General features: G+C 54.2%; 24 protein-coding genes and 6 tRNA genes. 21 read left to right on the top strand and 9 right to left on the bottom strand.

From position 1 onward, the window contains the following. The first annotated feature begins 371 nt into the window (after positions 1-371). From cydA to pnuC, 19 genes are all read left to right on the top strand, one after another. Positions 372-1,940, top strand: coding sequence for a cytochrome ubiquinol oxidase subunit I (gene cydA / locus ACOTWU_RS01000; RefSeq protein ID WP_003858601.1), 1,569 nt, complete (start codon positions 372-374; stop codon positions 1,938-1,940). Positions 1,941-1,955: 15 nt separating this feature from the next. Next, positions 1,956-3,095 carry a cytochrome d ubiquinol oxidase subunit II gene (cydB, locus tag ACOTWU_RS01005; RefSeq protein WP_023303309.1) on the top strand — a complete coding sequence of 380 codons (1,140 nt, stop codon included), beginning with the start codon at positions 1,956-1,958 and terminating at the stop codon, positions 3,093-3,095. A gap of 14 nt (positions 3,096-3,109) precedes the next feature. Then, a complete protein-coding gene (gene cydX, locus ACOTWU_RS01010; protein ID WP_003858598.1) occupies positions 3,110-3,223 on the top strand; it encodes a cytochrome bd-I oxidase subunit CydX in 114 nt (37 codons plus the stop codon). Beyond that, a complete protein-coding gene (ybgE, locus tag ACOTWU_RS01015) occupies positions 3,223-3,513 on the top strand; it encodes a cyd operon protein YbgE (RefSeq protein ID WP_003858596.1) in 291 nt (96 codons plus the stop codon). The genes cydX and ybgE overlap by 1 nt, the downstream gene beginning before the upstream one ends. A gap of 148 nt (positions 3,514-3,661) precedes the next feature. Further along, a complete protein-coding gene (ybgC, locus tag ACOTWU_RS01020) occupies positions 3,662-4,066 on the top strand; it encodes a tol-pal system-associated acyl-CoA thioesterase (RefSeq protein ID WP_003858593.1) in 405 nt (134 codons plus the stop codon). Then, positions 4,063-4,755, top strand: a complete 693-nt coding sequence (tolQ, locus tag ACOTWU_RS01025) for a Tol-Pal system protein TolQ (RefSeq protein WP_003858590.1) — start codon at positions 4,063-4,065, stop codon at positions 4,753-4,755. Before ybgC ends, tolQ begins: the two co-directional genes overlap by 4 nt. Positions 4,756-4,758: 3 nt before the next feature. Next, entirely contained in the window at positions 4,759-5,187 is a 429-nt protein-coding gene (gene tolR / locus ACOTWU_RS01030; protein WP_003858589.1) for a colicin uptake protein TolR, read from the top strand. Between the two features lie 28 nt (positions 5,188-5,215). Continuing rightward, entirely contained in the window at positions 5,216-6,463 is a 1,248-nt protein-coding gene (gene tolA / locus ACOTWU_RS01035; protein WP_045328908.1) for a cell envelope integrity protein TolA, read from the top strand. Between the two features lie 100 nt (positions 6,464-6,563). Further along, on the top strand, positions 6,564-7,856 hold the full coding sequence (tolB, locus tag ACOTWU_RS01040) for a Tol-Pal system beta propeller repeat protein TolB (protein ID WP_017384962.1): 1,293 nt from the start codon (positions 6,564-6,566) through the stop codon (positions 7,854-7,856). A gap of 34 nt (positions 7,857-7,890) precedes the next feature. Then, positions 7,891-8,412 carry a peptidoglycan-associated lipoprotein Pal gene (gene pal / locus ACOTWU_RS01045; protein WP_003858578.1) on the top strand — a complete coding sequence of 174 codons (522 nt, stop codon included), beginning with the start codon at positions 7,891-7,893 and terminating at the stop codon, positions 8,410-8,412. 9 nt (positions 8,413-8,421) lie between these two features. Next, positions 8,422-9,210, top strand: coding sequence for a cell division protein CpoB (gene cpoB / locus ACOTWU_RS01050; RefSeq protein WP_126499045.1), 789 nt, complete (start codon positions 8,422-8,424; stop codon positions 9,208-9,210). A 161-nt stretch (positions 9,211-9,371) separates the two neighbouring features. After that, positions 9,372-9,447: transfer RNA gene (locus tag ACOTWU_RS01055), tRNA-Lys, on the top strand. 27 nt (positions 9,448-9,474) lie between these two features. Beyond that, positions 9,475-9,550, top strand: a tRNA-Val gene (locus ACOTWU_RS01060). A gap of 3 nt (positions 9,551-9,553) precedes the next feature. Continuing rightward, positions 9,554-9,629, top strand: a tRNA-Lys gene (locus ACOTWU_RS01065). 41 nt (positions 9,630-9,670) lie between these two features. After that, positions 9,671-9,746 (top strand) — tRNA-Lys (locus tag ACOTWU_RS01070). 41 nt (positions 9,747-9,787) lie between these two features. Beyond that, positions 9,788-9,863, top strand: a tRNA-Lys gene (locus ACOTWU_RS01075). Positions 9,864-9,894: 31 nt separating this feature from the next. Continuing rightward, a tRNA-Lys gene (locus ACOTWU_RS01080) sits at positions 9,895-9,970 on the top strand. A 230-nt stretch (positions 9,971-10,200) separates the two neighbouring features. Continuing rightward, positions 10,201-11,244 carry a quinolinate synthase NadA gene (nadA, locus tag ACOTWU_RS01085; RefSeq protein ID WP_040117387.1) on the top strand — a complete coding sequence of 348 codons (1,044 nt, stop codon included), beginning with the start codon at positions 10,201-10,203 and terminating at the stop codon, positions 11,242-11,244. Positions 11,245-11,266: 22 nt separating this feature from the next. Next, a complete protein-coding gene (gene pnuC / locus ACOTWU_RS01090) occupies positions 11,267-11,986 on the top strand; it encodes a nicotinamide riboside transporter PnuC (RefSeq protein WP_017694131.1) in 720 nt (239 codons plus the stop codon). Here pnuC and zitB read toward each other — a convergent pair. Further along, complete coding sequence (gene zitB, locus ACOTWU_RS01095; RefSeq protein WP_040117388.1) at positions 11,983-12,927, bottom strand: CDF family zinc transporter ZitB; 945 nt, start codon at positions 12,925-12,927, stop codon at positions 11,983-11,985. The two genes, pnuC and zitB, sit on opposite strands and share 4 nt — an antisense overlap. A 99-nt stretch (positions 12,928-13,026) precedes the next feature. After that, positions 13,027-13,386: a protein YbgS gene (locus ACOTWU_RS01100; protein ID WP_003858566.1), complete on the bottom strand. Its 360-nt coding sequence runs from the start codon at positions 13,384-13,386 to the stop codon at positions 13,027-13,029. Positions 13,387-13,690: 304 nt separating this feature from the next. On the opposite strand from ACOTWU_RS01100, the gene aroG reads away from it, so the two are divergent. Then, positions 13,691-14,743 (top strand): 3-deoxy-7-phosphoheptulonate synthase AroG, encoded by a 1,053-nt coding sequence (aroG, locus tag ACOTWU_RS01105; RefSeq protein ID WP_017694130.1) that lies wholly within the window; start codon positions 13,691-13,693, stop codon positions 14,741-14,743. Between the two features lie 61 nt (positions 14,744-14,804). Here aroG and gpmA read toward each other — a convergent pair whose 3' ends face one another. The 7 genes from gpmA to modE form a co-directional block, all read right to left on the bottom strand. Further along, a complete protein-coding gene (gpmA, locus tag ACOTWU_RS01110; protein WP_006809557.1) occupies positions 14,805-15,557 on the bottom strand; it encodes a 2,3-diphosphoglycerate-dependent phosphoglycerate mutase in 753 nt (250 codons plus the stop codon). A 265-nt stretch (positions 15,558-15,822) separates the two neighbouring features. After that, the gene (gene galM, locus ACOTWU_RS01115) at positions 15,823-16,866 is read right to left on the bottom strand and encodes a galactose-1-epimerase (RefSeq protein WP_040117389.1); all 1,044 of its coding nucleotides are present in this window, start codon (positions 16,864-16,866) and stop codon (positions 15,823-15,825) included. Then, positions 16,860-18,008 (bottom strand): galactokinase, encoded by a 1,149-nt coding sequence (gene galK / locus ACOTWU_RS01120; RefSeq protein ID WP_023324336.1) that lies wholly within the window; start codon positions 18,006-18,008, stop codon positions 16,860-16,862. The genes galM and galK overlap by 7 nt, the downstream gene beginning before the upstream one ends. A 2-nt stretch (positions 18,009-18,010) precedes the next feature. Continuing rightward, entirely contained in the window at positions 18,011-19,057 is a 1,047-nt protein-coding gene (gene galT, locus ACOTWU_RS01125) for a galactose-1-phosphate uridylyltransferase (protein ID WP_017694127.1), read from the bottom strand. Between the two features lie 9 nt (positions 19,058-19,066). Beyond that, positions 19,067-20,083 carry a UDP-glucose 4-epimerase GalE gene (galE, locus tag ACOTWU_RS01130; RefSeq protein ID WP_003858554.1) on the bottom strand — a complete coding sequence of 339 codons (1,017 nt, stop codon included), beginning with the start codon at positions 20,081-20,083 and terminating at the stop codon, positions 19,067-19,069. A 201-nt stretch (positions 20,084-20,284) separates the two neighbouring features. Then, complete coding sequence (gene modF / locus ACOTWU_RS01135) at positions 20,285-21,757, bottom strand: molybdate ABC transporter ATP-binding protein ModF (RefSeq protein ID WP_126499044.1); 1,473 nt, start codon at positions 21,755-21,757, stop codon at positions 20,285-20,287. 67 nt (positions 21,758-21,824) lie between these two features. Beyond that, the gene (gene modE, locus ACOTWU_RS01140; protein ID WP_015571099.1) at positions 21,825-22,613 is read right to left on the bottom strand and encodes a molybdenum-dependent transcriptional regulator; all 789 of its coding nucleotides are present in this window, start codon (positions 22,611-22,613) and stop codon (positions 21,825-21,827) included. A 127-nt stretch (positions 22,614-22,740) separates the two neighbouring features. Between modE and ACOTWU_RS01145 the strand changes: the two genes are divergently transcribed. Beyond that, the gene (locus ACOTWU_RS01145) at positions 22,741-22,893 is read left to right on the top strand and encodes an AcrZ family multidrug efflux pump-associated protein (RefSeq protein ID WP_003858549.1); all 153 of its coding nucleotides are present in this window, start codon (positions 22,741-22,743) and stop codon (positions 22,891-22,893) included. The last annotated feature ends 38 nt before the right edge of the window (positions 22,894-22,931 follow it).

Raw genomic sequence — 22,931 nt, forward strand, 5'->3', positions numbered from 1 at the left:
TTAACAGCTCTGACTGTTTTTGATTTAAATCAATGTTTAATACTTGGAAAAAGGCTCCGAAAGGCGTTAAATTGTTCCCGATCAAAATGGCCGAAAAGTGGTAATTTTGCTATAAATTGATCGCCGTCGAAAAACGTAAATCTGTTCGAATAAAAACCTGTTTATTGTAAGGGTTTTGCAGCGTATTATATTTACGGGATCAATTTGGTTTTTTCTTAACGTATTTGTAACCTTTCATCATTGCTTTTTCCTCCTGAAGAGAATAAGCAACGAAGAAGGGAAGCAGATAACTTTGTATTGGGGCATGCGTGTGGATCCTTATCTAACGGGGTTCACTCTCGGAGTCTTCATGCGATGAGCAAGGAGTCATAATGTTAGACGTAGTCGAACTGTCGCGCTTACAGTTTGCCTTGACCGCGATGTACCACTTCCTGTTTGTGCCGCTGACGCTCGGTATGGCGTTCCTGCTGGCCATCATGGAAACGGTTTACGTCCTCTCCGGCAAACAGATTTATAAAGATATGACCAAGTTCTGGGGCAAGTTGTTTGGTATCAACTTTGCGCTGGGCGTGGCAACCGGTCTGACCATGGAGTTCCAGTTCGGGACAAACTGGTCTTACTATTCCCATTATGTGGGGGATATTTTCGGTGCGCCGCTGGCCATTGAAGGTCTGATGGCCTTCTTCCTCGAATCCACCTTTGTAGGTCTGTTCTTCTTCGGTTGGGACCGTCTGGGTAAAGTCCAGCATATGGCGGTAACCTGGCTGGTGGCATTAGGCTCCAACTTGTCCGCACTGTGGATCCTGGTGGCGAACGGCTGGATGCAAAACCCAATCGCATCTGATTTCAACTTCGAAACCATGCGTATGGAGATGGTCAGCTTCGCTGAGCTGGTCCTGAACCCGGTTGCTCAGGTTAAATTCGTTCACACCGTGGCGTCTGGCTATGTGTGCGGCGCGATGTTCGTGCTGGGCATCAGCTCCTACTATATGCTGCGCGGCCGTGACTTCGCGTTCGCTAAGCGTTCTTTTGCTATCGCAGCAAGCTTCGGTATGGCCGCGATTCTGTCCGTGATTGTTCTGGGTGATGAATCCGGTTACGAAATGGGCGACGTGCAGAAAACCAAACTCGCCGCAATTGAAGCTGAATGGGAAACCCAGCCGGCACCGGCAGCGTTTACCCTGTTCGGTGTGCCTGACCAGGAAGCGCAGGAAAACCGCTTCGCCATTCAAATTCCTTACGCTCTGGGTATTATCGCCACGCGCTCCGTCGACAAACAGGTGACTGGCCTGAAAGATCTGATGGTGCAGCATGAAGAGCGTATCCGTAACGGGATGAAAGCCTACTCGCTGCTGGAACAGCTGCGCGCCGGCTCTACCGACCAGGCCGTTCGCGATCAATTTAACGACGTGAAGAAAGACCTCGGTTACGGTCTGCTGCTGAAACGCTATACCCCGAACGTCTCCGACGCGACGGAAGCGCAGATTCAGATGGCAACCAAAGACTCTATTCCACGCGTTGCGCCGCTGTACTTCGCGTTCCGCATCATGGTGGGTTGCGGCATTATCATGCTGCTGATCATCGCGGCCTCGTTCTGGTCAGTCATTCGTAACCGTATCGGTGAGAAAAAATGGCTGCTGCGCACCGCGCTGTACGGTATCCCACTGCCATGGATTGCTATCGAGTCCGGCTGGTTTGTTGCGGAATATGGCCGTCAGCCGTGGGCGATCGGTGAGGTGCTGCCAACAGCGGTAGCGAACTCCTCCCTGACCGCAGGCGACCTGATCTTCTCCATGCTGCTCATTTGCGGTCTGTACACCCTGTTCCTGGTGGCTGAACTGTTCCTGATGTTCAAGTTCGCGCGCCTTGGCCCAAGCAGCCTGAAAACCGGTCGCTACCACTACGAGCAGTCTGTTGCGACTACTCAGCCGGCACGCTAAGACAGGAGTCATCAAATGATCGATTATGAAGTATTGCGTTTTATCTGGTGGCTGCTGATCGGTGTTCTGCTGATTGGTTTCGCGGTCACCGATGGTTTCGACATGGGCGTGGGCATGCTCACCCGTTTCCTCGGTCGTAATGACACCGAGCGTCGAATCATGATCAACTCCATCGCCCCGCACTGGGACGGTAACCAGGTGTGGCTGATCACCGCAGGCGGCGCGCTGTTCGCTGCCTGGCCGATGGTCTACGCGGCTGCGTTCTCCGGCTTCTATGTGGCGATGATTCTGGTGCTGGCTTCTTTATTCTTCCGTCCGGTGGGTTTCGACTACCGTTCCAAGATTGAAGACACCCGCTGGCGTAACATGTGGGACTGGGGCATCTTCATCGGTAGCTTCGTTCCACCGCTGGTCATTGGTGTGGCGTTCGGTAACCTGTTGCAGGGCGTACCGTTCCACGTCGACGAATATATGCGTCTGTTCTACACCGGTAACTTCTTCCAGCTGCTGAATCCGTTTGGTCTGCTGGCAGGCGTGGTGAGCGTGGCGATGATCATCACCCAGGGGGCAACCTATCTCCAGATGCGTACCGTAGGTGAACTGCATCTGCGTTCCCGCGCTACCGCTCAGGTGGCAGCGCTGGTGACGCTGGTCTGCTTCGCTCTGGCAGGCGTGTGGGTGGTGTATGGTATTGATGGATACGTGGTGACGTCCGCTATCAACCATGCTGCACCGTCTAACCCGCTGACCAAAGAAGTGGCGCGTCAGGCCGGTGCATGGCTGGTGAACTTCAACAATACCCCTGTGCTGTGGGCTATCCCGGCTCTGGGTGTGCTGCTGCCACTGCTGACCGTGCTGACGTCTCGTCTGGAGAAAGGCGCTCTGGCGTTCGTATTCTCTTCCCTGACGCTGGCGTGCATCATCCTGACGGCCGGTATTGCGATGTTCCCGTTCGTGATGCCATCCAGCACCATGATGAATGCCAGCCTGACCATGTGGGATGCAACGTCCAGCCATATGACGCTGAACTTAATGACCTATGTGGCTTGCGTGTTCGTTCCGATTGTTCTGGCTTACACCATCTGGTGTTACTGGAAAATGTTCGGTCGTATCACTAAAGAACATATCGAAAGCAACACCCACTCTATGTACTAAGTAAGGAGCTGAATATGTGGTATTTCGCATGGATTTTAGGGACGCTTCTTGCCTGTGCGTTTGGTGTCATCACTGCCCTGGCGCTTGAGCATGTAGAAGCGACCAAAGCAGGTGAAGAAAAGCACTAATGAATATTATCGCAACGTTATATGCGGTAATGGATAAGCGCCCCTTGAGGGCGCTTTCCCTCATTATGGCATTACTGCTGGCAGGCTGTATCTTCTGGGACCCGTCGCGCTTCGCGGCGAAAACCAGCGAGCTTGAAATCTGGCACGGCTTCCTGATTATGTGGGCGGTGTGCGCAGGCGTGATTCACGGTGTCGGCTTTCGTCCGAAAGCGCTACACTGGCAGGGCATCTTCTGCCCACTGATTGCCGATCTGGTTCTCCTCGCCGGTTTGATTTTCTTCTTCTTCTGAATAAGAAATGTCCGTTAACGTTATGGGCTTACCCTGGCCCATAAAAATTTACTCTCCGTTTACTTTCTCCCATTCCAAACCATCATTCCCGCGCGTATAGTAGCGAAGTTTGAAAGCTCCAACTTTTCTTGTATTACCGGGATGTAAAGTGAATACAACGCTGTTTCGATGGCCGGTACGTGTCTATTACGAAGATACCGATGCCGGTGGTGTGGTCTACCACGCCAGCTACGTTGCTTTTTATGAACGGGCACGCACAGAGATGCTGCGCCATCATCACTTTAGTCAACAGGTGCTGTTGGCTGAGCGAGTTGCCTTCGTGGTACGCAAGATGACGCTTGAGTATTTTGCGCCTGCCAGACTCGACGATATGCTCGAAGTCCAAACAGAAATTACATCAATGCGCGGAACTTCACTGGTTTTCACGCAGCGGATAGTCAATGCAGAGAACACGGTACTGAACTCAGCTGAAGTCCTGATTGTCTGTGTTGATCCAACCATAATGAAGCCTCGTGCGCTTCCTAAGTCTATTGTCGCGGAGTTTAAGCAGTGACTGACATGAATATCCTTGATTTGTTCCTGAAGGCAAGCCTTCTGGTTAAACTTATCATGTTGATTTTGATTGGTTTTTCAATCGCATCCTGGGCCATCATCATCCAGAGAACGCGTATCCTCAATGCCGCTGGCCGCGAAGCCGAAGCGTTTGAAGATAAGTTCTGGTCGGGTATTGAGCTTTCGCGTCTGTACCAGGAAAGCCAGGGACGCCGTGATAACCTTTCAGGCTCCGAACAAATTTTCTACAGCGGTTTCAAAGAGTTCGCTCGCTTACATCGCGCTAACAGCCATGCGCCGGAAGCCGTGGTAGAAGGGGCGTCGCGTGCGATGCGCATCTCCATGAACCGCGAACTGGAAAATCTTGAAACGCATATTCCTTTCCTCGGAACCGTTGGCTCCATCAGCCCGTATATCGGCCTGTTTGGTACGGTGTGGGGGATCATGCACGCCTTTATCGCCCTTGGGGCGGTGAAGCAGGCAACGTTGCAGATGGTTGCGCCGGGTATCGCAGAAGCACTGATCGCGACCGCAATCGGTCTGTTCGCCGCAATTCCGGCGGTAATGGCGTACAACCGTCTGAACCAGCGCGTGAACAAACTGGAACTGAACTACGACAACTTTATGGAAGAGTTCACCGCGATTCTGCATCGTCAGGCGTTTACCAGCACCGAGAGCAACAAGGGGTAAACCATGGCCAGATCGCGTGGACGAGGTCGTCGCGAGCTCAAGTCCGAAATCAATATCGTTCCGTTACTGGACGTGCTGCTGGTGCTGCTGCTGATCTTTATGGCGACGGCGCCCATCATCACCCAGAGCGTGGAAGTTGATCTGCCGGATGCGACAGAATCACAGGCGGTAAGCACCAATGACGATCCTCCGGTCATCATTGAGGTTTCCGGCGTAGGGCAGTACAGCGTGGTGGTAGAGAAAGATCGTATGGATCAGCTTCCGCCAGAGCAGGTTATTGCTGAAGCGCAACGACGCCTGGAGTCAAATCCGAAGACGGTCTTCTTAATCGGTGGTGCGAAAGACGTACCATATGATGAAATTATCAAAGCGCTGAACTTGCTACATAGCGCGGGCGTTAAGTCAGTTGGCTTAATGACTCAGCCTATTTGATCATCTGCGTAGTTTTTGGGAACCGATAGTGTCAAAGGCAACCGAACAGAACGACAAGCTTAAGCGAGCGATAATCGTCTCCGCAGTGCTGCACGTAATTCTTTTTGCAGCGCTGATCTGGAGTTCGTTCGATGAGCACCTTGATGCATCAGGCGGCGGTGGGGGCTCGTCCATCGACGCCGTCATGGTGGATCCCGGTGCGATCGTTCAGAACTATAATCGTCAGCAACAGCAGCAGGCGAGCTCTAAACGTGCTGAAGAGCAGCGAGAAAAACAGGCGCAACAGCAGGCGGAAGAGCTGCGTGAAAAGCAGGCCGCCGAGCAGGAACGTCTGAAGCAGCTTGAGAAAGAGCGTTTGCAGGCGCAGGAAGCCGCTAAAGAGCAGGCGGAGCAGCAGAAACAGGCTGAAGCCGCAGCGAAGAAAGCTCAGGAGCAGCAGAAGCAGGCGGAAGAGGCGGCAGCCAAAGCCGCAGCAGACGCGAAGGCGCAGGCAGATGCTCAGGCTAAGTTAGCCGCAGACGCGGCGAAGAAAGCGGCTGCTGATGCGCAGAAGAAAGCGGAAGCCGAAGCAGCGAAGAAAGCCGCTGCTGATGCGAAGAAGAAAGCAGAAGCCGAAGCGGCGAAAAAAGCTGCCGCTGACGCACAGAAGAAAGCCGAAGCGGAAGCCGCCAAAAAAGCTGCGCAGGAAGCAGAGAAGAAAGCGGCTGCCGATGCTGCGAAAAAAGCGGCCGCCGCCGAGAAAGCTGCGGCAGAAAAAGCCGCCGCTGCGGAAAAAGCCGCTGCTGATAAAAAAGCGGCAGCTGAGAAAGCCGCTGCTGATAAGAAAGCGGCTGCCGAAAAAGCCGCAGCTAAAAAGGCCGCTGCTGCGGAAAAAGCCGCTGCCGCAGGGGTTGACGATCTGCTGGGCGACCTGAGCTCCGGTAAGAATGCACCGAAAACGGGCGGTGGGGCGAAAGGAAGTAACGCAGCACCGGCAGGAAGTGGTAACACTAAGAACAACGGTGCTTCTGGCGCTGAGATCAACGACTATAAGAATCAGATTGCTGCGGCTATTGCCAGCAGACTTAACGATAAATCGCTCTATACCGGGAAAACCTGCCGACTGCATATTAAACTGGCTACGGATGGTATGGTGCTGAGCGTTGAGTCAGAAGGGGGAGATGAAGCGTTATGCCAGGCTGCACTTGTGGCAGTGAATCAGGCAAAACTGCCAAAACCTCCGTCACAGGCTGTCTATGAAGTGTTCAAAGACGCTTCGCTGAACTTTAAGCCATAAGCAGAGCTGCGGTTATCGGGTTCTGATAGTTTTGTGTATTTGAGTTTGTTAACCTTCTGCTAAATTATCCAGGACTTATTGTTCGGATAAGGGAGATATGATGAAGCAGGCATTACGATTAGCTTTTGGTTTTTTAGTACTGTTGACGTCAGCAGTGCATGCCACAGTAAGCATCGACATTACCGACTGGAACGACTCAGCGCGTCCAATCGGTGTCGTTCCGTTCCAGTGGGCAGGCCCGGGCGCTGCGCCTGAAGATATTGGCGGCATTGTTGCAGCTGACCTGCGTAACAGCGGTAAATTTAACCCCTTAGATCGTTCTCGTCTGCCGCAGCAGCCGGGTACCGCTCAGGAAGTTCAACCTGCTGCATGGTCTGCACTGGGTATCGATGCCGTGGTTGTCGGACAGGTTACTCCTGCGCCAGACGGCGGCTATAACGTCGCTTATCAGCTGGTGGATACCGGCGGTGCGCCGGGTACCGTTCTGGCTCAAAACACGTATAAGGTGAACAAGCAGTGGCTGCGTTACGCAGGCCATACGGCGAGTGACGAAGTGTTTGAGAAGCTGACCGGTATTAAAGGTGCGTTCCGTACTCGTATCGCGTACGTAGTACAGACTAACGGCGGCCAGTTCCCTTATGAGCTGCGCGTCTCTGACTACGATGGCTACAACCAGTTCACCGTACACCGTTCACCACAGCCGCTGATGTCTCCGGCATGGTCTCCGGACGGCTCTAAGCTGGCGTACGTGACCTTCGAAAGCGGCCGTTCCGCGCTGGTCATCCAGACGCTCTCTAACGGTGCTGTGCGTCAGGTTGCGTCATTCCCGCGTCACAACGGTGCGCCTGCGTTCTCTCCGGACGGTACCAAACTGGCGTTTGCCCTGTCTAAAACCGGTAGCCTGAACCTGTACGTGATGGATATTGGTTCTGGTCAGATCCGTCAGGTCACGGATGGTCGTAGCAACAACACTGAGCCAACCTGGTTCCCGGACAGCCAGAATCTGGCCTTTACGTCTGACCAGGCAGGTCGTCCACAAGTTTATAAAGTGAATATCAACGGCGGAGCAGCGCAGCGTATTACCTGGGAAGGTTCTCAGAACCAGGATGCTGACGTCAGTGCCGATGGTAAAACGATGGTAATGGTCAGTACTGCGGGTGGTCAGCAGCACATTGCCAAACAAGATCTGGTAACGGGGGGCGTACAAGTACTGTCGTCAACGTTCCTGGATGAAACGCCAAGTCTGGCACCTAACGGCACCATGGTAATCTACAGCTCTTCTCAGGGGATGGGATCCGTGCTGAATCTGGTTTCTACAGATGGGCGTTTCAAAGCGCGTCTTCCGGCAACTGATGGACAGGTAAAATCACCTGCCTGGTCGCCGTATCTGTAATAATAATTAATTGATTACTAAAGGAATCTTAGAAATGCAACTGAACAAAGTGCTGAAGGGGCTGATGATCGCTCTGCCTGTTATGGCAATCGCAGCGTGTTCTTCTAACAAGAATGCAAGCAATGACCAGAGCGGCGAAGGCATGATGGGTGCCGGCACCGGTATGGACGCTAACGGCAATGGCAATATGTCTTCTGAAGAGCAAGCGCGTCTTCAGATGCAGCAGTTACAGCAGAACAACATCGTTTACTTCGATCTGGATAAATACGACATCCGTTCTGACTTCGCTGCAATGCTGGATGCGCACGCAAACTTCCTGCGTAGCAACCCGTCTTACAAAGTCACCGTAGAAGGTCATGCGGACGAACGTGGTACTCCGGAGTACAACATCTCCCTGGGTGAACGTCGTGCAAACGCTGTTAAAATGTACCTCCAGGGTAAAGGCGTTTCTGCTGACCAGATCTCCATCGTTTCTTACGGTAAAGAAAAACCAGCAGTACTGGGTCACGACGAAGCGGCTTACTCCAAAAACCGTCGTGCCGTACTCGTTTACTAAGAGAATTGCATGAGCAGTAACTTCAGACATCATCTGATGAGTCTGTCGTTACTGGTTGGAATAGCGGCCCCCTGGGCCGCTTTTGCTCAGGCACCAATCAGTAGTGTCGGCTCAGGCTCGGTAGAAGACCGGGTCACTCAACTCGAGCGTATTTCTAACGCTCACAGCCAGCTTTTAACTCAACTCCAGCAGCAGCTTTCCGATAACCAGAATGATATTGATTCCCTTCGTGGTCAGATCCAGGAGAGTCAGTATCAGATTAATCAGGTTGTGGAGCGCCAGAAGCAAATTTTGTTGCAGATGGATAGCCTGAACAGCGGCGGAGCAGCAGAACAGCCAGCAGCAGGCGATCAAAGCGGTGCGGCAACGCCTGCACCTGCGGCAGATGCCTCCGCGTCGTCTGGTGCGCCTGTACAGAGCGGTGACGCGAATACGGACTACAACGCGGCCATTGCCCTGGTGCAGGACAAATCGCGCCAGGACGATGCTATCGTTGCGTTTCAGAACTTCGTTAAGAAGTACCCTGATTCCACTTACCAGCCAAATGCGAACTACTGGCTGGGTCAGTTGAATTACAACAAGGGTAAAAAGGATGATGCGGCGTTTTATTTTGCCTCTGTGGTGAAAAATTACCCGAAATCACCGAAAGCGCCTGATGCGATGTATAAAGTCGGCGTGATCATGCAGGACAAAGGCGACACTGCAAAAGCCAAAGCGGTTTATCAGCAGGTGGTTGCAAAATTCCCGGGTACAGACGGTGCCAAACAAGCGCAAAAACGTTTGAGTTCGATGGGTTGATTATCGCATGACCAGAAATCGCGTCATTTCTGGTCGTGCAGCATGATTCCTAAGCAGTTAAGTGATCTTCATCGAAATTTTTGTTGCGCAGAATTCTTAAATCAGTAATATATGCCGCCGTTGCCACGGGATATCAAACAACGTGAAAGCAGCGCAAAAGTGGGTCGTTAGCTCAGTTGGTAGAGCAGTTGACTTTTAATCAATTGGTCGCAGGTTCGAATCCTGCACGACCCACCACTTAAAGCAGTTCTGGCAGTACAGAGTGGGTGATTAGCTCAGTTGGTAGAGCATCTCCTTTACACGGAGGGGGTCGGCGGTTCGAGCCCGTCATCACCCACCACTCGGGTCGTTAGCTCAGTTGGTAGAGCAGTTGACTTTTAATCAATTGGTCGCAGGTTCGAATCCTGCACGACCCACCAATTTTATTGGTTCCGAGTGATAATTCAGGCAACACCCGAACGGGTCGTTAGCTCAGTTGGTAGAGCAGTTGACTTTTAATCAATTGGTCGCAGGTTCGAATCCTGCACGACCCACCAATTTTATTGGTTCCGAGTGATAATTCAGGCAACACCCGAACGGGTCGTTAGCTCAGTTGGTAGAGCAGTTGACTTTTAATCAATTGGTCGCAGGTTCGAATCCTGCACGACCCACCAGCCTGAATAGATTTGAAGTACATCCCGCAAGGGGTCGTTAGCTCAGTTGGTAGAGCAGTTGACTTTTAATCAATTGGTCGCAGGTTCGAATCCTGCACGACCCACCAGTGTTGAAAGGCGCCCTAAAGGCGCCTTTTTGCTATCTGTCGTTCGTCAGGGCCTTGTAGGTCGGGTAAGGCGAAGCCGCCACCCGACAGATGCTACCGGCATCAATTCCCGATGACATTCCCCCTCAAATTCGCTATCTTGTTTAGTATACAAAACACCATTGCCTCATTTTTGTTATCTCATGCAAAACAAAGGCAATATTGTTAAGCCAGTAAAACGAGAAGCCATAATGAGTGTGATGTTTGATCCCGAAACCGCAATCTATCCCTTCCCGCCGAAGCCCGCTCCGCTAAGCCGGGATGAAAAACAGTTCTATCGTGAAAAAATCAAGCGCCTGCTTAAAGAGCGTGATGCGGTGATGGTGGCGCATTACTACACCGACCCGGAAATTCAGCAGCTGGCAGAAGAGACGGGCGGCTGTATCTCAGACTCCCTGGAAATGGCGCGTTTCGGTGCAAAACATCCGGCCTCCACGCTGCTGGTTGCAGGTGTGCGCTTCATGGGCGAAACGGCAAAAATTCTCAGCCCGGAAAAAACCATACTGATGCCGACGCTGAATGCCGAATGCTCCCTTGACCTCGGTTGCCCGATTGATGAGTTCACCGCCTTCTGTGATGCCCACCCTGATCGTACCGTGGTGGTCTATGCCAACACGTCTGCGGCGGTGAAAGCCCGGGCAGACTGGGTAGTGACCTCTAGTATCGCCGTTGAGCTGATTGAGCATCTGGACAGCCTGGGGGAGAAAATCATCTGGGCGCCCGATCGTCACCTGGGAAACTATGTACAAAAACAAACCGGTGCGGATGTGCTGTGCTGGCAGGGCGCCTGTATCGTTCACGACGAGTTTAAGACCCAGGCCCTGACGCGCATGAGAGGGTTATACCCGGACGCCGCGATTCTGGTGCACCCGGAATCCCCGCAGTCCATCGTCGACATGGCGGATGCCGTCGGGTCAACCAGCCAGCTTATTCATGCTGCGAAAACCCTGCCGAACAAGCAGCTAATTGTGGCGACCGATCGCGGTATCTTCTACAAGATGCAGCAGGCCGTGCCGGAAAAAACGTTGCTCGAAGCGCCGACCGCCGGAGAAGGGGCGACCTGCCGAAGCTGCGCGCATTGTCCGTGGATGGCGATGAATGGGCTCAAAGCGATTGCGGAGGGGCTGGAAAACGGTGGCGCAGCGCATGAGATCCACGTGGATGCCACTCTGCGTGAAGGCGCGTTAATTCCACTTAACCGTATGCTGGATTTTGCGGCTACACTACGTACTTAACTTATTACGCTCCGGAGAAAAAATGGATTTTTTTAGCACACAGAACATCCTGGTTCATATCCCGATTGGTGCGGGCGGCTATGACCTGTCGTGGATTGAAGCGGTGGGTACGCTGGCCGGTTTACTCTGTATCTGGCTGGCCAGCCTTGAGAAGATCAGCAACTATGCGTTCGGGCTGATAAACGTCACGCTGTTTGCGATCATCTTTTTCCAGATCCAGCTCTACGCCAGCCTGCTTCTACAGCTGTTCTTCTTCGCAGCCAATATCTATGGCTGGTACGCCTGGTCTCGGCAAAACAGTCAGCAGGAGGCGGAACTGCAAATCCGCTGGCTGCCGTTGCCAAAAGCCATCACCTGGTTCGCGGCCTGCGTGGTAGCTATCGGCTTTATGACCGTCTTTATTGATCCGGTATTTGCCTTCCTGACGCGCGTGGCGGTCTCGGTCATGTCGGGTCTGGGATTAAACGTGACGATGCCTGAGCTTCAGCCGGATGCCTTCCCGTTCTGGGATTCCTGCATGATGGTACTGTCGATTGCCGCAATGATCCTGATGACCCGTAAATACGTTGAGAACTGGCTGCTGTGGGTGGTCATCAACGTCATTAGCGTGGTGATTTTTGCCCGTCAGGGTGTTTATGCCATGTCGCTGGAGTACATGCTGCTGACGGTCATTGCCCTGAACGGCAGTCGCATGTGGATTAACAGCGCGCGTGAGCGTGGCTCGCGCGCGCTTTCCCGTTAATGGTGATGGGCGTGTGAGTGGCCGGACTGCGCCTCGTTCAGGTGACAGTCTGGCCCGTTACATGGCTGATACTCCATCTGGATGGTGGCGTGCGCAATTTCGTAGTGATGCTCAAGGAAGTGCCGAATACGTTCAAGCAACGCATCGTGATCGTGGGGCGGAATAACCTGAACGTGCAGCGTCATAAGCGGTTTCTCACCCACCAGCCAGACGTGAACGTGGTGAACGTTACGGACTTCAGGAATGGAACGACACAGATTGCGTTTTAGCTCGCCAATATCCAGCGACGTGGGAGCGCCTTCCAGCAGCTCATTGACGCTCTCTTTCAACAGCCGCCAGGCACTGCGTAATACAAGGCACGATACCAGCACGGAAAGAATCGGGTCGATAGGGGTCCAGCCCGTGCCCATAATGATCAGCGCGGCTACGATGGCCCCTACGGAACCCAGCAGATCGCCCAGCACATGAAGCGCCGCGGCCCGTACGTTCAGATTTTTTTCACTGCTGCCGCGGTGCAATATCCAGAACGCCAGAATATTGGCGACCAACCCGGCAATGGCGATAACCATCATTGTCGTCCCGGCTATCGGTTGTGGATGCCGAAAGCGCTGAAAAGCCTCCCAGACGATAAGAAGAGTAATGACCACCAGTGCAATCGCATTCACAAAGGCGGCAAGCGTGGTCAGTCTGAGCCAGCCAAAGGTGTGGCGGGTATTGGGAGGGCGACGGGCAAACTGCACGGCCAGCAGAGCAAACAGGAGCGCGGCAGCGTCGGTCAGCATATGCCCGGCATCGGCCAGCAGCGCCAGCGATCCGGATATCAGTCCGCCTGTGACCTCAATTATCATAAAGGTGGCAGTGACGCCAAAAGCCAGCAGAAGCCGTTTGGCATTTTCATCGCCAGTGGAGTGGGAATGGGAGTGGGAGTGGGAGTGCGCCATGGTATCGTTCCTGATTTATTATTATTTTTAGTTTAGCGTTTTTAAGAGCTTAAATAAAAAAGGAGAGCATTCGCTCTCCCTGTTTTACCTTACGGAAGGTTACTGGGTAGTACCGTCCGTTTTGGTATTGGCATCGCTGCCTACTTTGTCATTCGGGTCCGGGCATTTCCCGTCTTTACACACTGAGTTTTTATGAACCTCGTCGGTAGTCATACCCTCATGGTTCATCGTGCCTGTGTTCGTCCCGCCGGTGTTGGTATTGCCCGTGTTGATATTACTGTTATCAACATTGTTTGGCGCAATATTCTGTTTTGCATCCGGCGCAACCTGGCCTGCTTCGGCAGCGGCATTCGCGTCGCCGTTGCTGCCGGATGAGCCTGCGTCAGCAGCCAGTACGCTACCGCTTGCCAGAGTAAGGGTTGCCGTCAGGAAAAGCGTAGTCAGTTTCGTCATTTTCATCATGGTGCTCCTGTTCTTATCGTTACGCTGGATAACATTCTCCAACAGTGCATCTTGTTCAGTGGCGAAAGATCCCAGTTTCCTGATTTATGTCAGGATGGAATCGCGTATAAATATTTAAAAACAGTCGTTACAAGTAAAAAGCTTAGGCCAGATCTCATTTTTCGCTATTTTGTTGTGTATTTTAGGCGAATTCCAGGAATTATCTGCGCGAAGTGTAAAAGCCCGTTTACACTTCGTGGCCGACAAGTTAGATTGAAAGGATTGCTTTCATTACTAAAGATATGGCAGAGCCGGAAAGAAGATGAATTATCAGAACGACGATTTACGCATTAAAGAGATCAATGAGTTATTACCTCCCGTAGCGCTCCTTGAAAAATTCCCTGCCACCGAAAATGCCGCCAACACGGTGTCTCATGCCCGCAAGGCGATCCACAAGATCCTGAAAGGTAGCGACGATCGTCTTCTGGTGGTCATTGGGCCGTGCTCCATTCACGATCCTGCTGCGGCCAAAGAGTATGCGTCCCGTCTGCTCGCCCTGCGTGAAGAGCTGAAAGGCGAACTGGAAATCGTGATGCGCGTTTATTTCGAAAAACCGCGTACCACCGTGGGCTGGAAAGGGTTGATCAACGATCCGCATATGGACAACAGTTTCCAGATCAACGACGGCCTGCGCATTGCGCGTAAGCTGCTGCTGGAGATCAACGACAGCGGGCTGCCTGCTGCCGGAGAATTCCTCGATATGATCACCCCGCAGTATCTGGCTGACCTGATGAGCTGGGGCGCTATTGGCGCGCGTACGACGGAATCTCAGGTTCACCGTGAGCTGGCGTCTGGCCTGTCATGCCCGGTGGGTTTCAAAAATGGCACTGATGGCACCATTAAAGTCGCTATTGACGCCATTAATGCGGCTGGCGCGCCGCACTGCTTCCTGTCGGTGACCAAGTGGGGCCACTCCGCTATCGTGAATACCAGCGGTAATGGCGATTGCCATATTATACTGCGCGGCGGTAAAGAGCCTAACTACAGTGCTAAACACGTAGCGGAGGTAAAAGCAGGGCTGGAGAAAGCGGGTCTGGCACCGCAGGTGATGATCGATTTCAGCCATGCCAACTCCAGCAAACAGTTTAAAAAGCAGATGGAAGTCGGCGCAGATGTGTGTCAGCAAATCGCCAGCGGTGAACGCGCAGTGATTGGGGTGATGATTGAGAGCCATCTGGTGGAAGGCAACCAGAACCTGGAGGGCAGTGAGCCGCTGGTCTACGGTAAGAGCGTGACGGATGCCTGCATTGGCTGGGACGATACCGATGCGATCCTGCATCAGTTGGCGGATGCGGTTAAAGCGCGTCGCGGCTAAGTTTGTCCCGGGCAATAAAAAAGCGTGGATTGCTCCACGCTTTTTTTATGTCCGGGGAATATTACTTCGCTTTACCCTGGTTCGCCACGGCCGCCGCTTTTGCAGCGATTTCGTCGGCGTTACCCAGGTAGTAATGTTTAACTGGCTTGAAGTTTTCGTCGAACTCGTACACCAGCGGCACGCCGGTAGGGATATTCAGCTCGAGGATTTCATCTTCACCCATGTTATCCAGGTATTTCACCAGCGCACGCAGGGAGTTACCGTGAGCAGCGATAATGACGCGCTCGCCGCTTTTCAGGCGTGGCAGAATGGTTTCGTTCCAGTAAGGCACAACGCGGTCGATGGTCAGCGCCAGGCTTTCGGTCTGCGGCAGTTCAGCCTCAGTCAGCTTCGCGTAACGCGGATCGTGGCCCGGGTAGCGCTCGTCATCTTTGCTCAGCTCTGGAGGCGTGACCGCAAAACCACGACGCCACTGCTTAACCTGCTCGTCACCGTATTTTTCTGCGGTTTCCGCTTTGTTCAGACCTTGCAGCGCACCGTAGTGACGCTCGTTCAGTTTCCAGGATTTCTCAACCGGCAGCCAGGCCTGATCCAGCTCGTCCAGAACGTTCCACAGGGTATGGATGGCACGTTTCAGCACAGAGGTGTAAGCAAAGTCAAAGGTGAAGCCTTCTTCTTTCAGCAGTTTACCTGCCGCTTTTGCTTCACTCACGCCTTTCTCGGACAGATCAACGTCATACCAACCGGTGAAGCGGTTTTCGTTGTTCCACTGGCTTTCGCCGTGGCGCACCAGGACAAGCTTAGTATTAGCCATTTCTTACTCCTCAAGCATTTTGAATGATAACAATTCTCATTATATTGCCGTGACTGTGCCAGCAGCAACGCTTAACCCTAACCATAGCGAAAATAGTTCGAGAGTGTAAGATGCATGTGAATCCAGGGTTATGATTTTGTCTGCGATCGCCGCTATTTTCAGCAAGGCGGAGATAAAAAAGCCCTCGCGGTGAGGGCCAGGCTTTTTTGCCGGATGGCGCTTCGCTTCTCCGGCCTACATTTGTAGGCCCGTGCGCCGCCGGACATTAAGCGCGCGGAATGAAATGATACTCGGTGACGCTTACGTACTCTTCACCCGGACGTAGCACGCAGTCCGGCTGCGGCCATTCAGGATGGTTAGGCGTGTCCGGCAGGAACTCGCTTTCCAGCGCCAGTCCTTGCCAGGCGCCGTAGGCGTCATGTTCACGCGCCGTAGTACCCTCCAGATAGTTACCGGAGTAGAACTGTAGGGCAGGGGCGGTGGTGTAGACCGTCATCTGTAACTTCTCATCAGCAGACCAGACCTGTGCGGCAGGTTGAGAAAGATCGCCTTTTGCCTGCAACAGGAACGCGTGGTCGTAGCCTTTCACCTTGCGCTGATCGTCATCACTCAGGAAATCCTGAGCAATGGTTTTCGGCTGTCGGAAATCAAAGCTATTTCCGCTTACCGGTTTCAGCGCCTGATAAGGGATACCCATCTCATCGACCGGGAGATACTCGTCCGCCAGGATCTGGAGTTTGTGGCTGCGGACATCGGTCTGATTACCGTCAAGGTTGAAATAGGCGTGGTTAGTCAGGTTGACCGGGCACGGCTTATCGACGGTCGCGCGATACTCAATGGCGATGCGATTATCTTCGGTCAGGGTGAAGCGCGCGGTTGCAGTGAGATTGCCCGGGAAGCCCTGGTCTCCATCGAGGGAGTCCAGAGAGAACCAGACCTCACCGTCATTTTGCTGCACAATCTTCCAGCGACGTTTATCAAACCCTTCCGGGCCGCCGTGCAGCTGATTTTCGCCCTGGCTGGCAAGCAGGGAATACGTTACGCCGTCCAGCGTAAACTGGCTTCTGGCGATGCGGTTAGCGTAGCGGCCTATGGATGCGCCCAGAAAAGCGGTCTGCTCGATATACTGCTCCGGCGATGCGCAGCCAAGCAGGGTTTCGCGCACGCTGCCGTCAGGCATCGGTACGCGGGCAGAAAGTAACGTTGCGCCCCAGTCCATCAGCGTAACCACCATCCCGGCGCTGTTGCGCAGGGTTAACAGGCGATACGGCAGACCATCCGGTGCGAGTGTTGGTGTTTCGTTTAGCACTGTCCGGCTCCTTGTGATGCTTTGCAGACATAGAAAGTTTCTTTGATGCCCGTTTTGGCTTCGTACTGTTTAGCCACCGCGTCCTGAATGGCAGGGACCAGCTCTTCCGGCACCAGGGCGACGACGCACCCGCCAAATCCGCCGCCGGTCATACGCACGCCGCCTTTGTCGCCAATCGTGGCTTTCACAATTTCAACCAGGGTGTCGATTTGCGGCACGGTGATTTCGAAATCGTCACGCATGGAGGCATGCGATTCGGCCATCAGCTCGCCCATCCGCTTCAGGTCACCTTTTGCCAGCGCGGAGGCGGCTTCTACGGTACGGGCATTTTCCGTCAGTATATGACGCACGCGCTTCGTGACAACCGGGTCCAGCTCGTGGGCAACCTTGTTAAATTCATCAAGTGAGACATCACGCAGGGCTGGCTGCTGGAAGAAGCGCGCGCCGGTTTCGCACTGTTCGCGACGGGTGTTGTACTCGCTGCCCACCAGGGTGCGTTTGAAGTTGCTGTTGATGATCACCACAGCCGCCCCTTTAGGCAGCGGAACCGCTTTGGTCCCGAGGGAGCGGCAGTCAATCAGCAAAGCGTGTTCTTTCTTGCCCAGCGCGGAAATCAGCTGATCCATAATGCCGCAGTTGCAGCCCACGAACTGGTTTTCCGCTTCCTGACCGTTGAGGGCGATCTGCGCCCCGTCCAGCGGCAGATGATAAAGCTGCTGGAACACGGTGCCGACCGCCACTTCCAGCGATGCGGAAGAGCTTAATCCCGCCCCCTGCGGCACGTTGCCGCTGATCACCAGATCGGCCCCGCCGAAATTCTTGTTACGCTTTTGCAGGTGCTTCACCACGCCGCGAACATAGTTCGACCACTGCTGGCTGTCGTGGGTCACGATCGGCGCATCGAGGGAAAATTCGTCAATTTCGTTGCCGTAATCCGCGGCGATCACTCGCACATGACGATCGTCGCGTTTCGCGCAGCTGATCACCGTCTGGTAGTCGATGGCACACGGCAGGACAAAACCGTCGTTATAGTCGGTGTGCTCGCCGATCAGATTAACGCGGCCAGGCGCCTGGATAACATGGGTGGCAGGGTAGCCAAATTTTTCAGCAAACAGGGATTGTGTTTTATCTTTCAGACTCATTTTTAGACTCCTGATTCGCGGTAATGGACGTCGCTAACGGCACGCAGACGTTCTGCCGCCTGTTCCGCCGTCAGGTCGCGCTGGGTTTCCGCCAGCATTTCATAGCCCACCATGAATTTACGTACCGTCGCAGAACGCAGCAGCGGCGGGTAGAAGTGTGCATGTAACTGCCAGTGTTGATTCTCTTCGCCGTTAAACGGCGCGCCGTGCCAGCCCATGGAGTAGGGGAAGGAGCACTGGAAGAGGTTGTCGTAGCGGCTGGTCAGTTTTTTCAGCGCCAGCGCCAGGTCGTCACGCTGGGCGTCGCTGAGTTCGGTAATGCGCTGAACATGGGCTTTAGGCAGCAGCAGCGTCTCAAACGGCCACGCCGCCCAGTAAGGGACCACCGCAAGCCAGTGCTCGGTTTCCACCACGGTACGGCTGCCATCCGCCAGCTCACGCTGGGTGTAATCCACCAGCATCGGCGAACCGTTCTGGGTGAAATACGCTTTTTGCAGTCGGTCCTCACGCTCGGCTTCATTCGGCAGGAAGCTGTTCGCCCAGATCTGACCGTGCGGATGCGGGTTGGAGCAGCCCATCGCCGCGCCTTTGTTTTCGAACACCTGCACCCAGGGATAGCTCTGCCCCAGCTCTGCGGTTTGCGCCTGCCAGGTGCTGACCACCTCTTTCAGCGCCTCCACGCTCAGCTCCGGCAGCGTTTTGCTGTGATCGGGCGAGAAGCAGATCACGCGGCTGGTGCCGCGGGCGCTTTCGCAGCGCATCAGCGGGTCATGGCTTTCCGGCGCGTCTGGCGTATCGGTCATCAGCGCGGCAAAGTCGTTAGTAAACACGAAGGTGCCTTGGTAGTCCGGGTTTTTATCGCCCGTCACGCGCGTATTGCCCGGGCAGAGGAAACAGTCCGGATCATGCTGCGGCAGCGTCTGTTTGGCAGGCGTCTCTTGCGCGCCCTGCCAGGGGCGCTTGGCGCGATGCGGTGAAACTAAAATCCATTGCCCGCTGAGCGGGTTAAAACGACGATGCGGGTGATCGACGGGATTGAATTGCGTCATGACAAATCCTTAATCTGGATAGCCTTGCGGATGGCGCGACTGCCAGTGCCAGGTATCCTGTGCCATTTCATCAAGCGTGCGGGTGACACGCCAATTAAGCTCTTTATCCGCTTTGGTGGCATCGGCCCAGTAAGCCGGGAGGTCGCCATCGCGGCGGGGAGCGAAGTGATACTTCACCGGCTTGCCGCAGGCTTTACTGAAGGCATTCACCACGTCCAGCACGCTGCTGCCGATCCCGGCGCCGAGGTTGTAAATATGCACGCCCGGTTTATCAGCCAGCTGCTGCATCGCCGCCACGTGGCCGTCGGCCAGATCCATGACATGAATGTAATCGCGCACGCCGGTGCCATCTTCGGTAGGATAATCGTTACCAAAAATCGCCAGGGAATCGCGGCGCCCTACGGCAACCTGCGCGATATACGGCATCAGGTTATTAGGAATGCCCTGCGGATCTTCGCCCATATCACCTGACGGATGCGCGCCAACCGGGTTGAAGTAGCGCAGCAAGGCAATGCTCCACTCAGGCTGAGCTTTTTGCAGGTCGGTCAGGATCTGCTCTACCATCAGCTTGCTTTTGCCATACGGGCTTTGCGGCGTACCGGTCGGGAAGCTTTCAACGTAAGGGATTTTTGGCTGATCGCCGTAGACGGTCGCGGAGGAGCTGAAGATAAAATTTTTAACGTTGGCCGCACGCATGGCGGAGATCAGACGCAGGGTACCGTTGACGTTGTTGTCATAGTACTCAAGCGGTTTTGCCACCGATTCGCCAACCGCTTTCAGGCCCGCGAAGTGGATAACGGTTTCAATCGCGTGATCGTGAAGGATTTCAGTCATCAACGCTTCATTGCGGATGTCGCCTTCCACGAAAGTCGGCTGTTTACCCGAAAGGCGTTCAATGACCGGCAGCACGCTGCGCTTACTGTTGCACAGGTTATCAAGAATGACGACATCGTGGCCGCTTTGCAGCAGTTGCACACAGGTATGACTTCCTATGTAACCGCTACCACCTGTTACCAGAACTCGCATATTTCGCTCCATTAGGCTTATGGTATGAATTAACCATAGCATATCAGAGACGCGAAAAGTGTGACATGGGATAAAATAGTGGTATCGTTTACACTGGTTTTCACACGCGCTTTTTCACAGACTGAGTGCATTGTAGATCAAAGAGATAGAGATGTATTGTTGCAGGTTGTCTGAAAAGCGGAGGGCAGCGCCCTCCACGCGTTAATCGATTTTGCTCAGCAGGTAGCGGTATTGCTCGCGGTCAGGGACAAATTCCAGCCGATGGGTGATGCAGGACGGGGCATCTTCAGCATGGTGGGACACAAACAGCAGCTGGGTTTCACCTTCGCTAATCAGGACATCCACAAAGCGGCGGATCAGCTGACGGTTGAGCGGATCCAGCCCCTGCAACGGTTCGTCAAGAATCAGCAGCGTAGGGTGCTTGACCAGCGCGCGGACGATCAATGCCAGCCGCTGCTGCCCCCACGACAGGCTGTGGAATGGCGCATCGGCGACCCGGTTATCCATACCCAGAATATCCAGCCACTGCTGCGCCAGCTTGTGCTGCTTGTCGGATACCGCCTGATAAATACCAATGGAGTCGAAGAAGCCAGAGTGGATCACATTTCGCACCGTGGTGCTCACCCGGTAGTCCAGGTGCAGGCTGCTGCTGACATAGCCGATGTGCTTTTTGATATCCCAGATGGTTTCCCCGCTGCCGCGGCGACGGCCGAACAGGGTGAGATCGTTGCTGTATCCCTGCGGGTGATCCCCGGTGATCAGGCTCAGCAGCGTGGATTTACCCGCTCCGTTGGGGCCGACGATCTGCCAGTGCTCACCAGGATTAACCGTCCAGCTGAGGTGATTAAGAATAGGGCGATCGTCGTAAGCAACCACCCCATCGCGCAGCACAATGCGCGGCTGGTCAGGCTCCAGCCCGTGGCGTGCTGAGGGCGCATCCGGCTCCGGCAGGGCAATACCGTCCAGTTTCTCGCTGTGCGCCAGCTGCGCAATCAGCGCCTGCCGAAGCAGTACGGCTTTCTCGCCGGTTTCGGTCAGGCTACAGTCCGCCAGCACGCCCGCATAATGTACGAAATCCGGGATCTCATCAAAGCGGTTAAGAACCAGCACAAGCGTGTATCCCTGCTGGTTAAGCGACGCCAGCAACGCTGCCAGCTGCGCGCGGGACTGCACATCCAGTCCGTCAAACGGTTCATCCAGGATCAGGAGTTCCGGCTCGCTCATCAGCGCCTGACACAGCAGCGTTTTGCGCGTTTCACCGGTTGAAAGGTATTTAAAGCGGCGATTAAGCAGGGCGGTAATGCCAAATTGCTCCGCCAGCTGCTGACAGCGGGCAGGATCTTTTATCTCATCCTGGATAATTTCCGCCGTCGTGCGGCCGGTATCTTCTTCGCCGGGGCTGAGCAAATCGGTATTGTTACGCTGCCACTCATCGCTGACCAGCTTTTGCAGCTGTTCGAAGGAAAGGCGCGTCAGCCGGGTAAAGGTGCAGCGACGTTCACCCTTCAGTTGGGTTAATTCGCCTGCCAGAGCGCGGGCCAGCGCGGATTTTCCGCTGCCATTCGTGCCCACAAACGCCCAGCTTTCTCCGGCGCGAAGGGTTAACTCTGGCAGCGATAAGGTACGGGTATCACTAAGACGAAACGTGCCTTGCGAAATATGCAATGATGACATGTGTTATCCCATTTTTTGCAGCAACAGATGTCAGGGATACTCAGTGTAAGCAGGGTTGTCAATGCGCTTAGCATAATGTGGCGATAATTACCCTGTCTGCATTGAAATATGCGGTCACCACAGCACCTTCGTCTAATTCGGTCGCGTCGTTCACCGGAACGGTAGCGCAGAGCAACTGTCCATCCGGCAGGGTCATCAGCACTTCACATTGTTCTGCGCCGCGCTCGATGTGGCTGATACGCCCGCGTAGCTGGTTGTCGGCCTCTGCGGCCTGCTCAGGGTTGAGTGCGATGCTGATCCAGGGCGCTTTGAGTAATACCAGCACCTCCTGACCTTCGTTCAGCCCAAGGCGTTGACCACTTTGCGCGGTGATGGCGGCTTTCAGGCGCGTCGTACCGTCCGCGAGCAGGATCTCTATATGCTCCTGCACCTGCGAATGATCGCGCCCCGTCACCGTACCAAACCACTGGTTGCGGGCGCTGGTCTGCAAAGAGAAACGGGAGATGGCGCCCAGCAGGCTATCCAGCGGCAGGTTGTCGTCATCGCTCAGCACATCAAATGCTTTTTGCTGGATCTGCGCCAGTAAATCGTAGAGCTGGATCAGACGTTGCCCATAACGCGTCAACACGGCGCCGCCGCCGCCTTTCCCGCCGGTGGCGCGCTCAACCAGCGTATGTTCGCTCAGGGTGTTCATGTCGTTAATCGCATCCCAGGCGCTTTTATAGCTGATGCCGGCGTTTTTGGCTCCCTGGCTAATCGAGCCAGTTTGTTCTATTTGTTTTAACAGGGCGATGCGTCGCGGATCGGCGAAAAGCTTCTGCTGAAGTCGTAGGGTGAGGAGAATTTCGGCCTGCATAACAGTGTCCCGGTAAAAAGGCTATTGTGACCCAAATGCCCGGGGGCGGAAAGCGCACCGCACAAAAGGGGATGTTTTTCTTACTTTTCAGGGTAGAATAAGCCGTTCACAAGATCTGGAGAAAACCATGTTAGAGTTGTTGAAAAGTCTGGTATTCGCGGTAATCATGGTGCCAGTAGTGATGGCTATCATCCTCGGTGCCATCTACGGCCTGGGTGAAGTGTTCAACGTCTTTTCGAACATTGGTCATCGTCGTGACCAGCCTAAAAAGCAGCAATGATTTCCTCCAAAACGCCCGGCCAGCCCGGGCGTTTTGCT

This window comes from Enterobacter cloacae complex sp. GYL001 (assembly GCF_049237125.1).
GTDB classification, from domain to species: domain Bacteria; phylum Pseudomonadota; class Gammaproteobacteria; order Enterobacterales; family Enterobacteriaceae; genus Enterobacter; species Enterobacter hormaechei_C.

Coding starts and splice junctions, on each gene's coding strand:
- cydA (WP_003858601.1), top strand. CDS start 372: ATGTTAGACGTAGTCGAACTGTCGCGCTTACAGTTTGCCTTGACCGCG.
- cydB (WP_023303309.1), top strand. CDS start 1,956: ATGATCGATTATGAAGTATTGCGTTTTATCTGGTGGCTGCTGATCGGT.
- cydX (WP_003858598.1), top strand. CDS start 3,110: ATGTGGTATTTCGCATGGATTTTAGGGACGCTTCTTGCCTGTGCGTTT.
- ybgE (WP_003858596.1), top strand. CDS start 3,223: ATGAATATTATCGCAACGTTATATGCGGTAATGGATAAGCGCCCCTTG.
- tolR (WP_003858589.1), top strand. CDS start 4,759: ATGGCCAGATCGCGTGGACGAGGTCGTCGCGAGCTCAAGTCCGAAATC.
- tolB (WP_017384962.1), top strand. CDS start 6,564: ATGAAGCAGGCATTACGATTAGCTTTTGGTTTTTTAGTACTGTTGACG.
- pal (WP_003858578.1), top strand. CDS start 7,891: ATGCAACTGAACAAAGTGCTGAAGGGGCTGATGATCGCTCTGCCTGTT.
- cpoB (WP_126499045.1), top strand. CDS start 8,422: ATGAGCAGTAACTTCAGACATCATCTGATGAGTCTGTCGTTACTGGTT.
- nadA (WP_040117387.1), top strand. CDS start 10,201: ATGAGTGTGATGTTTGATCCCGAAACCGCAATCTATCCCTTCCCGCCG.
- pnuC (WP_017694131.1), top strand. CDS start 11,267: ATGGATTTTTTTAGCACACAGAACATCCTGGTTCATATCCCGATTGGT.
- zitB (WP_040117388.1), bottom strand. CDS start 12,927: ATGGCGCACTCCCACTCCCACTCCCATTCCCACTCCACTGGCGATGAA.
- ACOTWU_RS01100 (WP_003858566.1), bottom strand. CDS start 13,386: ATGAAAATGACGAAACTGACTACGCTTTTCCTGACGGCAACCCTTACT.
- aroG (WP_017694130.1), top strand. CDS start 13,691: ATGAATTATCAGAACGACGATTTACGCATTAAAGAGATCAATGAGTTA.
- gpmA (WP_006809557.1), bottom strand. CDS start 15,557: ATGGCTAATACTAAGCTTGTCCTGGTGCGCCACGGCGAAAGCCAGTGG.
- galK (WP_023324336.1), bottom strand. CDS start 18,008: ATGAGTCTGAAAGATAAAACACAATCCCTGTTTGCTGAAAAATTTGGC.
- galT (WP_017694127.1), bottom strand. CDS start 19,057: ATGACGCAATTCAATCCCGTCGATCACCCGCATCGTCGTTTTAACCCG.
- galE (WP_003858554.1), bottom strand. CDS start 20,083: ATGCGAGTTCTGGTAACAGGTGGTAGCGGTTACATAGGAAGTCATACC.
- modF (WP_126499044.1), bottom strand. CDS start 21,757: ATGTCATCATTGCATATTTCGCAAGGCACGTTTCGTCTTAGTGATACC.
- modE (WP_015571099.1), bottom strand. CDS start 22,613: ATGCAGGCCGAAATTCTCCTCACCCTACGACTTCAGCAGAAGCTTTTC.
- ACOTWU_RS01145 (WP_003858549.1), top strand. CDS start 22,741: ATGTTAGAGTTGTTGAAAAGTCTGGTATTCGCGGTAATCATGGTGCCA.